Genomic DNA, 13,629 nt, shown 5'->3' on the forward strand with positions numbered 1-13,629 from the left:
GGGAGGGAAATTTCCCGAAAGCACTTTCCAACAGTAAAGTAAAATGCTATACTAAAGAGGTGCAGCCGCAGGAAAATGCCAGAGCTGCCAACAAAAGGTATATTTTGCTGAAATCTGTACAGAAGGGAGATCCTTTCCTTGACACAGCTGCTGATACGCGCTTTCGTCAAAGATTATAACAACCGCCAGGACCCGGTGGTCCGGGAGCGGTACGGCCGTCTGGCCGGTATGGTGGGTGTGATCTGCAACCTGATTCTGTTTGCCGGCAAGCTGGCGGTGGGCACCCTGTTCGGGTCCATCGCCATCACGGCCGACGCCATCAACAACCTGTCCGACGCCTCCTCCAGCGTGGTGAGCCTGGTGGGCTTCAAGCTGGCGGCCAAGGCCCCCGACGCCGAACACCCCTACGGCCACGCCCGCTATGAGTATGTGGCGGGCCTGGCGGTGAGCACCATGATTATGGCCATCGGCCTGAGCCTGCTGAAGGAGTCGGCGGTGAAGATTTTCCATCCCGAACCGGTGGGCTTCAGCCTGCTGACGGTGGGGGTGCTGTGCGCATCCATCGCCATGAAGCTCTGGATGAGCGTTTTCAACCGGCGGGTGGGCCTCATCATTGAGTCCGAAACCCTCATCGCCACCGCCACCGACAGCCGCAACGACGTGGTGTCCACCAGCGTGGTGCTGATTTCGTCCATCCTGTGCAAGATCACCGGCCTGGACGTCATCGACGGCATCATGGGCGTGGGCGTGGCGGCCTTCATCCTGTGGTCGGGCTGGGGCCTGGTGCAGGATACCCTCAGCCCCCTGCTGGGCGAGAGCCCCTCGCCCGAGCTGGTGGAAAAGCTGGAGAAAAAAGTCCTGTCCTATCCCCGGGTGCTGGGCGTTCATGACCTGATGGTCCACGACTACGGCCCCGGCCAGCAGTTCGCCTCTCTCCATGTGGAGTTCCCCACCGAGGTGGACCCCCTGGACGCCCATGACCTGATCGACAACATCGAGCGGGATGTGCGGGAGGAAATGAACATCCTCCTCACCATCCACTATGACCCCATCGTCACCTCGGATGCCCAGGTGGGGGTGCTGCGGGCCCGGCTGAGCGCCGAAATCCGCTCCATCGACCCGGCCCTCTCCATCCACGACCTGCGGCTGGCGCCGGGGCCCACCCACACCAACGTCCTGTTTGACCTGGTGTTCCCGGCGGGCTATCAGGGGGACAAACAGGCCGTCCGGCAGCAGCTGGAGACCTTTGTCACCCAGCAGGACCCGGCCTATATCTGCAAGATCAAAGTGGAACAGAGCTATGTGGCGGCCCCGGCCGCCCCTGCCGCCAAAAAGGGGGAATCCTGATGCTGAATGAGATGTACCGCCGGATGCTCTCCAACAAGAGCGTCATCCGGGAAACCGCCGCCTACGGCCACCAGCGGGCCGCCCAGATCGGCTATGAGAACGTGTTCGACTACTCCCTGGGCAACCCCAGCGTGCCCTGTCCGTCGGCTTTTACCAAAGCTATGCAGGACCTGCTGGCGCAGGAGGACCCGGTGGCCCTCCACGGCTACTGCCCCAACCAGGGCGATCCCGGCTTCCGCACCGCGGTGGCGGCCCATCTGCGGGCCAAGTTTGGCCTGCCCTATGAGCAGAAGGATATTTTCCCCACCACCGGCGCCGCCGGCGCCATCGCCCACGCCCTGCGGGCTGTGACGGTGCCGGGGGATGAGGTGCTGACCTTTGCCCCCTATTTCCCCGAGTACGGCCCCTATGTGGAGGGCACCGGCGCCTGCCTCAAGGTGGTGCCGCCCCAGGCCCCGGCCTTCCAGCCCAACCTGGATGCCTTTGAGGAAATGGTCACCCCCAGCGTGGCCGCCGTCCTCATCAACACCCCCAACAACCCCACCGGCGTGGTGTACTCCGCTGAGACCCTCACCCGGCTGGCCGCCATCCTCACCCAAAAGAGCCAGGCCTACGGCCATGTGATCTATCTGGTCAGCGACGAGCCCTATCGGGACATCGTGTTTGACGGTCAGACGGTGCCCTATCCGGCGGCCTTTTATCCCCATGCATTGACCTGCTTCTCCTTCTCCAAGAGCCTGAGCCTGCCCGGCGAGCGGCTGGGCTACGTGGCCGTCCGGCCCGGCTGTGAGGGGGAGGAGGTGCTGGTGGACATGATGGCCCAGATCTCCCGGTTCACCGGCCACAACTGCCCGCCCAGCATCATCCAGAAGGCCGCCGCCCGGTGCCTGGACGTCACCAGTGACCTGGGGGTCTATCAGACCAACATGGACATCCTGTACGACGCCCTCACCGCCCTGGGCTTTGAGGTGGAACGCCCCGGCGGCACCTTCTACATCTTCCCCAAGGCCCTGGAGGACGACGCCAACGCCTTCTGCCGCAGGGCCCGGGACTTTGACCTGTTGCTGGTGCCCAGCGACACCTTCGGGGTCAAGGGCTATGTCCGCCTGGCCTACTGCATCGGGACCGAAAAGGTCCGCCGCAGCCTGCCCGCCCTGGAAAAGCTGGCGGCATCCTACCGGTAACTGCGCCGTGACGCACGGCGTACGATCACTATAGAGAGGAAGGAACGAATCATGGAAAAGATCAAGATGACCACCCCCCTTGTCGAGATGGACGGCGACGAGATGACCCGCATTCTGTGGCGGAGCATCAAGGACGAGCTGATCCTCCCCTTTGTGGACCTGAAAACCGAGTACTATGACCTGGGCCTGCCCAACCGGGACGCCACCGGCGACCAGGTGACCATGGACGCGGCTCTGGCCAACAAGAAGTATGGTGTGTCGGTCAAGTGTGCCACCATCACCCCCAACGCCCAGCGGATGGACGAGTACAAGCTCCATGAAATGTGGAAGAGCCCCAACGGCACCATCCGCGCTGTGCTGGACGGCACCGTGTTCCGCGCTCCCATCATGATCGACTGCATCAAGCCGGCCGTCCGCAGCTGGAAAAAGCCCATCACCATCGCCCGTCACGCCTACGGCGATGTGTATAAGTGCACCGAATTCCGTGTGCCCGGCCCCGGCCGCGCCGAGCTGCGGTTCACCGGCGAGGACGGCTCCAAGCAGGAGGCCGTCATCTATGATTTTGAGTGCCCCGGCGTGCTGCAGGGCTCCTACAACAAGGATAATTCCATCGCCAGCTTTGCCCGCAGCTGCTTTGCCTATGCCCTGGACGCCAAGCAGGATTTGTGGTTCGGCGCCAAGGACACCATCTCCAAGAAGTACGACCACACCTTCAAGGATATCTTCCAGGAGATCTACGACGCCGAGTACAAGGAAAAATTTGAGGCGGCCGGCATCACCTACTTCTACAGCCTCATCGACGACATCGTGGCCCGCGTCATCCGCAGCGAGGGCGGCTTCATCTGGGCCTGCAAGAACTACGACGGCGACGTCATGAGCGATATGGTCTCCACCGCCTTTGGTTCTCTGGCCATGATGACCAGCGTCCTGGTGAGCCCCGACGGCAAGTATGAGTTTGAGGCCGCCCACGGCACCGTCACTCGCCACTATTACCGCTGGCTCAAGGGCGAAAAGACCTCCACCAACCCCATGGCAACCATCTTCGCCTGGTCCGGCGCCCTCAAGAAGCGGGGCGAGCTGGACAACCTGCCCGACCTGGTGGCCTTTGGCGAGGCCCTGGAGGCCGCCAGCCTCCAGACCCTCAACGACGGCATCATGACCAAGGACCTGTGCGCCCTGGCCGAGGGCGTCACCCCCACCGCCGTGGACAGCGAGCAGTTCATCCAGGCCATCCGTCAGCGCCTGGAGGCCAAGCTGGGCGCCTGATAGCCCCTTTCGTATCCCCGCAAATAAAAATCCCTGCCCCTTTCCCGGGACAGGGATTTTTTCTTTTGCCTGCTCTGTGATAGAAATAAATACACCCCCGCTCGCTGAAAGAGCAGGGGCGTATGTAAAGCAGCAGTAACTGTGTCTTAAGAGCCCCGCTGGCAACGTAGGCGAGGCGCGTCCTGCGGACGAAACAGCCGAGCCGGAGTTGGGGCAGCGGTCTGCCTTTTGCGAGGGCGCGGCGACGCCCGAAGCAAAAGCAGGGCACCGCAACCCGGAGCCGCGCTCCCATTTTCACAAGGGCATTTATGCCCGCGGGGAAAATGGGCTAAGCGCAAGAGGGAATTGCCCGCCGCTGTTTGGCGTTTGGCGACTTAGGAGTTCTTCATGACCACGCTCTCGACGTTATCGGCGATCTCCTCGCAGGCGTCGGCGCACTTTTCCAGGTAGGTGTAGATCTCCTCCCAGGCCATGATGTCGCGGATGTCCAGCCCCTGCTCGACGTGCAGCTGGCGCATATTGGCGATGAAGAGGCGGTCGCTCTCCTCTTCCAGGGAGTTGATGTGGATGGTGTACTCCTTCAGTTTTTTGGAGTGGCGGAAGTCGGCGAACTCGGCCAGCATCTTGCAGACCTCCTCGCAGCCGCGGATGACCACGTCCAGCATGGTGATGGCGTCGGGGCGGATGGTCTGCACGTTGTGGATGTACACCCGCATACAGACCTCTTCGATCTTGTCGGTCAGGGTGTCGATGTTGGTGCTCAGGGCCGAGATGTCCTCCCGCTCGATGGGGGTGATAAAGGCTTTGGCCAGTTTGTCGGTCATGCCGTGGCGGCACTTGTCGGCCGCGTGCTCGATGCTGTGGATCTGGTCCATCCACTCGGGCATTTTGGCGGGGTCAAAGTTGCGGAAGATATCCTTCAGCATCAGAGCGGCCTTGCTGGCGTAGCCGGCGCACTCGATGAAATTGTCAAAATAGATGGCGTCCTGCTTTTTCGACATAATCGCTTACTCCTTTTTGGTTAAAAGATCTGCATGAATACCTTGGCCATGACAAAGCTGATCAGGCCGCAGCCGGGGAAGGTGAAGATCCAGGTCAGCATCATATCCTTGACGACGCCGTAGTTGATGGCCGACAGGCGCTTGACGGCGCCCACGCCCATGATGGCGCTGGTCTTGGTGTGGGTGGTGGACACCGGGATGCCGAACAGGCTGGAATACAGCAGGCAGAGGGCGCCGGCAAGGTCGGCGCAGAAGCCCTGGTAGCGCTCCAGCTTGACCATGTCCATGCCCACCGATTTGATGATCTTTTCGCCGCCGACGCTGGTGCCCAGGGCCATGACCACGCTGCACAGCAGCATCAGCCAGACCGGGATCTCCATGCCGGCCACCGAGCCCTGGCCGTGGGCAAAGGCCAGGCCCAGAAACAGCACGCCGATGAACTTCTGGCCGTCCTGCGCGCCGTGCATGAAGCTCATGCCCGCGGCGCCGGCGATCTGCGCCAGCCGGAAGAACCGGTTGGCGGCCCGCCGCTCAACATTGCGGCAGAGGATGGTGACGGCCTTGCAGATGATCCAGCCGGTGGCAAAGCCCAGCAGCAGGCTGAGGGCCAGGCCGTACAGCACCTTGACCCACTCGTCAAAGTTGATGCCGCCCACGCCGCCCTGGATGGCGATGGCTGCGCCGGACAGGCCGGCGATCAGACTGTGGCTCTCGCTGGTGGGGATGCCAAAGATGGATGCGCCCACGCTGTACACCACAATGGACAGCAGGGCGGCGCACAGGGCGATGAGGGCGCTGGATGTGTCGGCGCCGAAATCCACCATGTTGCTGATGGTGGAGGCCACCGAGCTGTTGATCTGGGTCATGACAAAGACGCCCAGAAAGTTAAAGACCGCGCTCATCCAGATGGCCTGGCGGACGCCCAGACAGCGGGTGGTGACGCAGGTGGCGATGGCGTTGGGGGCATCGGTCCAGCCGTTGACAAAGATGACCCCCAGGGTAAAGACTACCGTGATGATGAGGATCGGGTTGCCGGCCAGCTGCCCCCAAAATGAGGTGAATGACAGATCCATAAACTTGAAACAGTCTCCTTTCGGCAAAACCGGGGCCGCGACGCCGGGGCCGCCGCCCGGGACGAAAAACGAACGCCTCTGTCGGACCGAAGCCGCAAAACGTCCAGGATCAGAGTTTGGCGGCACAGGGTTTGTGCGCCAAACGCTTACATCTATTTTACTTAATCCATAAGAGATTTTCAAGAATGATGTCATATTCTGCACCATGTGTGCAGGCCCAGGCAACAAAAAAGCGGCCCCCAAAAAGGAGGCCGCCTCAGGGCGAAAAATGGATGTTACGGGAGCAGGGCGTAGTCGGCGTCGCTCACCGGCTCGCACCACTCGTTGCGGGCGTTTTCGCCGGGCACTTCCACCGCAATGTGGGAGAACCAGCTGTCCCGGGCTGCGCCGTGCCAGTGCTTGACCCCGGCGGGAATGGTGACGGCGTCACCGGGGGCGAGAGGCTGGGCCTCCTTGCCCCATTCCTGATACCAGCCGCGGCCGGCGGTGCACAGGAGAATCTGGCCGCCGCCCTGGTCGGCGTGGTGAATGTGCCAGTTGTTGCGGCAGCCCGGCTCAAAGGTGACGTTGGCGGCGGTGACACCGTTTTCGCCCGCCAGCATCTTGAGATAGCTGTGGCCCACAAAATACTGGGCGTAGGCGTCGTTGGGCTGGCCCAGACCGAAGATGCCGCCGTGAGGCTCCTGGGCGGGATCCTCGTCGGCCCAGACCTCCTTGGCCATCCGGAACGCGGCCCAGGCCTTGGGCCAGCCGGCGTAAAAGGCGGCGTGGGTGATGATCTCGGCGATCTCGGTGCGGGTGATGCCGTTCTGCTTTGCGGTGGCCAGATGATACTGGAAGGAGCTGTCCACCAGGCCCTGGGCCAGCAGGGCCACCACCGTCACCAGAGACCGGTCCCGCAGGGAGAGGGCGTCCTCCCGGCTCCACACCTGACCGAACAGGACATCGTCGTTCAGCTGGGCAAATTGGGGCGCGAAGGAGCCGAGCTGGTCGCGTCCTGCTGTCTGTTTCACTGCCATGAGTTTCTGCCTCCGTTCTGGACCGGGCCGCAGAAAGGGGCGGCCGGTCATAAAGAATTCTTGTGCTTCTATTGTAGCGCGGCGGGGCTGAAATGTCGAATACCTATCCTGCATCCTGGAAAATGCACTCAGAGCATGGATGCCGGGCGGGGCAAAACAAAAAATCCGGCCCCGGCCAAAGGCCGGAACCGGACAAAACGGGAACGGGATATCAGACGCTCATCTTGATCTTGGAGGCGGGGAGCTTGTCCATGGCGCTCTGGTCCAGGCTGACGGTGAGAGCGGCGCCGGCCTCCTCCATGTCGGCCTCCACCAGGTCGGTGGCCATGTCGGACAGGATGGTGGTGCGCAGGGTGTCCAGGGTCAGGGTCTCCAGGGGATCCATCCGCATGGCGATGAGGATGGAGCTGCTGCCGTACTGGACAGCGCAGCTGTCACCGAAGGCGAGGCCCCGCAGGGTCTCGGCGTCCTCGTCGGCAAAGTAGCCGTCCAGCTCGTCCTGGCTCAGGAAGCTGGAACCCAGCTGCGCGGCGGCGTCCTCGGCAGAGACTTCCGACTCCAGAACGGCGTAGATGTCGGGCAGGGCCTCGGCCACCACCTGGTCAAAGGTGTCGGGAGTGCTGGCGGCGGCTGCATCCTTGGCCAGCTGCAGCATCTGGGCGGTCTGGTCCTCGTCGGCAAAGGCGAAGGTGGAGGTGTTGTACAGGGGCACGGTGACGTAGCGGATGTACAGCATCTCGTTTTCCAGATGGTCGGTGAGCTGCTGGTCGGTGAGAGGATCGGAGCCGTCCTGGCCATAGATCAGGTTGATGAGGGAGGCCTGCTTGGACAGGTTGTACTCATACTGGCGGATGGTCTCCTCGCCGATGCCGTTGGCGGCGTAGATGTCGCCGTAGTTCTCCATCAGCTGTTGGGTGTAGCTGTCGGCCTGACTGACGTAGTCGGGGTCCAGCTCGTCGGCCAGCTCGGCAAAACGGTTCTCCACCGCCACATAGCGGCGCAGGTCCTCCTCGGTGGTCTGGGCCACAAAGTCGCTGACGGTGACGCTCTCGCCCTCGTCGGTGGTGATGGTGGCCTTCAGGAAGGACTTGACGTTGGAGGGGTCCTGGTCCTCGCCGGCGTACTGGGCGGCCTGCTGGTAGGCGTCAAACTGGGCCAGCAGGTACAGGCCCGAGCTGATTTCCTGATCGCCCACGGTGCCGACGGTGTCGGGGGTGGAGATGGTGCAGCCTGCCAGGGAGATGCAAAGCGCCAGCACAGTGGCCAGCGTGAGCAGTTTCTGTTTCATGTGCGGTATGCTCCTTGTGAAGATTTTTGAGCGTGTGGGTGATGAACTTACCTAGTATAAACCCGCCGGGCGGGGTGCGTCAAGGGTTTTGGGGCGCAGGGGCGGCGGTTTTGCTCTGGATGTCGGCCATGGCCTGGAGCAGCTGGCTCAGCAGTTCCAGGGGCTTTTCGTCGGCCCGGAGAGTCACCGACAGATAGGGCTTGGCCCCGGCTCCCGCCGTCACCCGGCCGTTGAACGCAGTCAGCAGGCCGCGGATCATGGGCAGTTCCAGCTTTTCCAGCGAGAGGGTCAGCAGGTCCTTTTTCTGGGTGACCTCATAGACTCCCACCGCAGCGGCCTGCACGCGCACCAGAGACACATTCACCAGGTCGCTGACCGAGGCCGGCGGGTCGCCGTAGCGGTCGATCAGTTCGTCCAGCACGTCGGCGGCGTCGGCGGGGTTCTGGACGGCGGCAATCCGGCGGTAGGCCTCGATCCGGCCGGGGCCGTCGGGGATGTACCGCTCGGGGATATAGGCGTCCACCCGCAGGTCCACCAGACATTCGCTCTTGTCCCGCTGGATGGGTTCGCCACGGGCCTGGGCAATGGCCTGGTTCAGCATCTTCATATAGAGGTCGTAGCCCACCGCCTCCATGTGTCCGTGCTGGCTGTGGCCCAGCAGGTTGCCGGCGCCCCGGATCTGCAGGTCCCGCATGGCGATGCGGAAGCCCGAGCCGAAGGCGGTGAACTCCCGGATGGCGGACAGACGCTTCTGGGCGATGTCCGAGAGGGTCTTGTCCCGGCGGAAGGTGAAATAGGCGTAGGCCTTGCGGCCGCTGCGGCCCACACGGCCCCGCAGCTGGTACAGCTGGGCCAGACCCATCCGGTCGGCGTCCTCGATGATGAGGGTGTTGCAGTTGCGCACGTCGATGCCGGTCTCGATGAGGGTGGTGCAGACCAGCACGTCCAGCTCGCCGTTCAGCAGCTTCTGCCAGACGGGGTTCAGCTCCTCCTCGGTCATCTTGCCGTGGGCGATGCCCACCCGGGCCGAGGGGGCCATCTGCTGGACCCGGGCGGCGGTGGCCTCGATGTTGTCCACCCGGTTGTGGAGGTAGTAGACCTGGCCGCCCCGGGCCAGTTCCTTGCGGATGGCCTCGGCCAGAATCACCTCGTTGTACTCCAGCACAAAGGTCTCCACCGGCTGCCGCTCAAAGGGCGGCTCCTCGATGGTGGACATATCCCGGATGCCGCTCATGGCCATGCTGAGGGTGCGGGGGATGGGGGTGGCCGACAAAGTCAGCATATCCACCCCGATAAAGCTCTGCTTCAGCTTTTCCTTGTGGCGGACGCCGAACCGCTGTTCCTCGTCGATGATGACCAGGCCCAGGTCGTGGAACCGCACGTCCTTGGACAGAAGCCGGTGGGTGCCCACCACAATGTCCACACTGCCGGCCTGAATGCCCCGCAGAGCTTCTTTCTGCTGCTTGGCGGTGCGGAACCGGCTCAGCAGCTCGGCGTGTACCGGGAAGGCCTCCATCCGGGACAGGATGGTGTTGTAGTGCTGCCAGGCCAGCAGGGTGGTGGGGGCCAGGATGGCGCACTGCTTGCCGCCCATGACGCACTTGAAGGCGGCCCGCAGGGCCACTTCGGTTTTGCCCACGCCCACGTCGCCGCACAGCAGCCGGTCCATGGGCCAGGTGTGCTCCATGTCCTTTTTGATCTCGGCGGTGGCGGCCAGCTGGTCCTCGGTCTCGTCGTACTCAAAGCGGGCCTCAAAGTCCTGCTGCCAGTCGCCGTCGGGCGGGAAGGCGAAGCCCTGGGCCTGCTTGCGCCGGGCGTAGAGCTCGATCAGCTCCTGGGCCATCTCCTCGGTGGCCTTCTTGACCCGGGCCCGGGTCCGCTGCCACTCGGCTCCGCCCAGTTTGGCCAGCTTGACCTTGTCCTCGTCTCCCGGCGGGGTGTAGCGGCTCAGCAGGTCCAGCTGGGTGACCGGCACATACAGCACGTCCGAGCCGGAATACTGGATTTTCAGATAGTCCTTGGTGGCGCCCTGTACTTCCAGACGCTGGATGCCGGCGTACATGCCGATGCCGTGGCTCTGGTGGACCACATAGTCCCCGGGCTTGACGTCGGCCAGGCTGGACAGGGCGTCCTTGTTCTTTTTGCGGCGCTTGGCCCCGGCGTCGGCCTCGTCCACCCCGTGGCGGCGGCTGGTCAGGACGGCGCAGCGGGCAAAGGGCAGGGTGCACCCGGCGGTCAGATGGCCGGGCAGCACCTGCACCACCCCCGGTGAGGGCCGCAGGCCCCGGCTCATGCTGACCGAGTATCCCTTGTCGGTCAGGTCCCGGGTGAGGGCGGCGGCGCCCTTGGGGGTGCCGGTATAGAGGGTGACGGCGTAGCCCTGTTTCACCAGAGGGTCCAGGTCCTCCAGCAGGCTCCGCAGTTCACCGTTCCAGCTGGGGGAGACGTGGGCCTCGGCGTTGATGAGGTCCTTGAGCTTGAACTCGTTCATTCCCCGCAGGAAGTTTTCGCACAGGAGGGTGGGCAGCTTGCCCGCCGTCACCGCCAGATCCTCCATGGTCTGGTACAGCACGTCCAGGCCGGGGCAGACCACCCCTTCTTCCAGCAGGCCGGTGAGCTCCTCGCCCCGGCGGTATTCGGCGGCCTTCATGGCGTCCCGGATGCCGCCCACCTCGTCCAGAATCAGGAGGGGGCTGTCCATGTGGTCCAGCAGGGTGGCGGGGGCCGGATACCGCAGGCCGTAGTATTTGTCCATGGCCTCGGGCATCTGGCCGGCGTCCAGCTGGGCCAGCTCGGGGGCCGTGGCCTGTTCCAGGGCGGCGCGGTGCTTGCCGCGGGCCTTCTTGACCGCCTCCCGCAGGGCGGCGGCGGTTTCCTGGCAGCTGCCGAACAGCACCTCCCGGGCAGGGGAGAGGTAAATCTTTTTCAGGGAGGCGTCCCGCCGCTGGCTCATCAGGTCAAAGGAAGAGATGGAATCGATTTCCTCGTCCCAGAACTCCAGACGGGCGGGGGCCTGCATATCGGGCGGGTAGATATCCACAATGTCGCCCCGGACGCTGAACTGGCCCGGGCCCTCCACCTGGGAGCGGCGGACGTAGCCGGCGGCGAACAGCCGCTGGACCAGCCCCTCCCGGGAGAAGGTCATCCCCGGCTTGAGGGTCAGGGTGTTGGCCATGAACTCGGCCCGGGGGACAGTGTACTGGGTCAAGGCCTCGGCGGGGACGCAGACGGCCTGCAGCCGTCCGCCCGCCAGGCCGCCCAGCACCGACAGGCGGCGGTATTCGTATTCCCGGTTGGAGCCCTCCACCGGCCGCAGCATGAAGTCCCGCGGGGGGAACACCGCAGCGTGGACTCCCAGGGCTTTCAGGTCGTCGGCAAAGTGGGTGGCCTCGGCCTCGCCGGGGGTCACGATGCAGACCGGGCGGCCCAGGTCCCGCGCAAGCAGGGCATAGACCAGAACCCGCCCGGCGGGGGGCAGGCCAAAGAGGGCCGCAGGCCCCGGCGTGGCGAGGCTGGCAGAAATTTTCTGGTATTCAGGGGTTTGTTTCAGCAGTGCCTCGTACATGCTGGCTCCTTCCTCCGGCGGGCGCAGGGGAGAGATCCCCCGGCCCGCCCGTTTTCATCAAAAATTCCGGCCAGGGCGCACAGGCTGCGGGGCCGGTGAACTTGGCCGGAACAGAGAAATTTTCAAAGGCCCGGCAGAGGGACCCGCAGGGGCCTTACCGGTTGTACTTGTTCTGGGCTTCCCCCAGACGGCCGGCCATGATGAGCCGGGCGGCGGCTTCCAGGTCGGGGAAGCGGTCCTTCACCGCCTTGGCGTCCTCCTCGGGGAAGCGGCCCAGCACCCAGTCGGCCAGGTCGTAGTCGGGGCGGGGCTTTTCGCCCACGCCGATCCGAATCCGGGGGAACTGGTCGGTGCCCAGACGGGCAATGATGCTCTTGAGGCCGTTGTGGCCGCCCGCCGAGCCGGAGGGACGAATCCGCAGCTTGCCGGGGACCTGGGTGATGTCGTCGCACAGGGCGATCACGTGGTCGGGGGGAATCTTGAAGAAGCCGGCCAGGGGGGCAATGGAGTCCCCCGACAGGTTCATATAGGTCAGGGGCTTCAGGAGGCAGACTTTGTGCCCGTCCACCTCGGTCTGGCCCCACAGGCCCTGAAACTTTGCCTTGGACACCGACACGCCCCACTTGTCCGCCAGGTAATCCAGGGCGGAAAAGCCGGCGTTGTGCCGGGTGCCGTCGTATTTGGCCTCGGGGTTGCCGAGGCCGGCGATCAGCCAAATATCATTTGTTATCATAAATCGGTTGCTCTTGTATTGTATGTCGTTTTTCCTGCAGACAAACAGACAAGGCCGCACAGCCGGTGCGCAGCCTTGGTTTGCCTGGGGTATATCTGAAAACGCCTCCACGCTGTCTCATTCTGCCCCAAAGCGATCTGCCGCGTTGCAACTGCATCTTTGGGGCGAATGGTCCAGCATGTTTGCATTCTCCGATACACCCTGGGAATGGTGTGAATGGTCGGTCAGGTTTCGGAGCTCTGTTCCTCCGCCCGCTGCTGGGCCTCCAGGTCCTGCTTTTTGGCGATGTAGGCCTCCATCTTGGGTTCGGCCCAGCCTTCCAGATTGGACTGGCGGCCCCGGGCGATGCCCAGCGCCCCGGCGGGAACGTCCTGGGTGATGGTGCTGCCGGCGGCGGTATACGCGCCGTCTCCCACCGACACCGGCGCCACCAGGTTGGTGTTGCAGCCGATGAAGCAGTAGTCCCCGATGGTGGTGCGGAACTTGGACTGGCCATCGTAGTTGCAGGTGACGGTGCCGCAGCCGAAGTTGCAGTATTTGCCCACGTCGCTATCCCCGATGTAGGTCAGGTGGCTGACGGTGTTGCCCCGGGCCAGGTTGGAGTTCTTGGTCTCCACGTAGGCGCCCAGATGGACGCCGTAGTCGGTGACGGTGCCGGCCCGCACATGGGTGAAGGGGCCGATGGCGTTGTGGGGGCCGATCTGGGAGGAGTAGATCTGGCTGGCGTTGACGGTGGTGCCGGCGCCGATTTCACTGTCCTCGATGAGGCTGTTGGGCCCGATGACGCAGTCCGGGCCGATCACGGTATGGCCCCGCAGGATGGTGCCGGGGAGGATTTTGGCCCCCGGGGCGATCTGGACCGTCTCGTCGATGCAGACGGTCCGGCTGTCAATCTGGACGCCGCGGGCCATGTGGCGCAGCAGCACCGCCTCCCGGGCGGCCTCGGCTGCGTCCAGTGCGTCCCGCATGGCCTGGATGGTATCTTCCATAACAAAGAACCTCCTTTAAGCAAAAAAGAAAATAAGCCTGGAAAAACCCTTTGGGGGATTTCCGGCGAAAAAGCAGGGAAAATGCCGCCGCCCGGCCTGCTGTCCCAAAGACGGGACTGCACCGGCCTTCCCGGGCGCGGAGGATGAAAAGAACTTCCAAACTT

Annotated in this window: 10 protein-coding genes; 3 read left to right on the forward strand and 7 right to left on the reverse strand. The window is 63.7% G+C overall.

The window, feature by feature from the left end; all coding sequences use genetic code 11:
* Positions 1-138: 138 nt before the first annotated feature.
* From B5E67_RS05310 to B5E67_RS05320, 3 genes are read left to right on the forward strand one after another with little or no spacing between them, the layout of a single operon-like run.
* Positions 139-1,347, forward strand: coding sequence for a cation diffusion facilitator family transporter (locus B5E67_RS05310; RefSeq protein ID WP_087383586.1), 1,209 nt, complete (start codon positions 139-141; stop codon positions 1,345-1,347).
* The gene (locus B5E67_RS05315) at positions 1,347-2,531 is read left to right on the forward strand and encodes a pyridoxal phosphate-dependent aminotransferase (RefSeq protein WP_087383590.1); all 1,185 of its coding nucleotides are present in this window, start codon (positions 1,347-1,349) and stop codon (positions 2,529-2,531) included. Before B5E67_RS05310 ends, B5E67_RS05315 begins: the two co-directional genes overlap by 1 nt.
* Positions 2,532-2,582: 51 nt before the next feature.
* Positions 2,583-3,797, forward strand: a complete 1,215-nt coding sequence (locus B5E67_RS05320) for an NADP-dependent isocitrate dehydrogenase (RefSeq protein ID WP_087247760.1) — start codon at positions 2,583-2,585, stop codon at positions 3,795-3,797.
* Between the two features lie 374 nt (positions 3,798-4,171).
* Here B5E67_RS05320 and B5E67_RS05325 read toward each other — a convergent pair whose 3' ends face one another.
* The 7 genes from B5E67_RS05325 to B5E67_RS05355 form a co-directional block, all read right to left on the reverse strand.
* Positions 4,172-4,798 carry a DUF47 family protein gene (locus B5E67_RS05325; protein ID WP_087383593.1) on the reverse strand — a complete coding sequence of 209 codons (627 nt, stop codon included), beginning with the start codon at positions 4,796-4,798 and terminating at the stop codon, positions 4,172-4,174.
* 20 nt (positions 4,799-4,818) lie between these two features.
* Entirely contained in the window at positions 4,819-5,871 is a 1,053-nt protein-coding gene (locus B5E67_RS05330) for an inorganic phosphate transporter (protein ID WP_087383595.1), read from the reverse strand.
* A gap of 275 nt (positions 5,872-6,146) precedes the next feature.
* On the reverse strand, positions 6,147-6,890 hold the full coding sequence (locus tag B5E67_RS05335) for a carboxymuconolactone decarboxylase family protein (RefSeq protein ID WP_087383598.1): 744 nt from the start codon (positions 6,888-6,890) through the stop codon (positions 6,147-6,149).
* A gap of 211 nt (positions 6,891-7,101) precedes the next feature.
* Positions 7,102-8,178, reverse strand: a complete 1,077-nt coding sequence (locus tag B5E67_RS05340) for a hypothetical protein (protein ID WP_087383601.1) — start codon at positions 8,176-8,178, stop codon at positions 7,102-7,104.
* Between the two features lie 79 nt (positions 8,179-8,257).
* On the reverse strand, positions 8,258-11,743 hold the full coding sequence (gene mfd, locus B5E67_RS05345; RefSeq protein WP_087383603.1) for a transcription-repair coupling factor: 3,486 nt from the start codon (positions 11,741-11,743) through the stop codon (positions 8,258-8,260).
* Positions 11,744-11,897: 154 nt separating this feature from the next.
* Entirely contained in the window at positions 11,898-12,476 is a 579-nt protein-coding gene (pth, locus tag B5E67_RS05350) for an aminoacyl-tRNA hydrolase (protein ID WP_087383606.1), read from the reverse strand.
* 224 nt (positions 12,477-12,700) lie between these two features.
* Complete coding sequence (locus B5E67_RS05355) at positions 12,701-13,465, reverse strand: DapH/DapD/GlmU-related protein (RefSeq protein ID WP_087368419.1); 765 nt, start codon at positions 13,463-13,465, stop codon at positions 12,701-12,703.
* Between the last annotated feature and the right edge of the window lie 164 nt (positions 13,466-13,629).

It is taken from the genome of Faecalibacterium sp. An122, assembly GCF_002160895.1.
GTDB lineage: Bacteria > Bacillota > Clostridia > Oscillospirales > Ruminococcaceae > Faecalibacterium.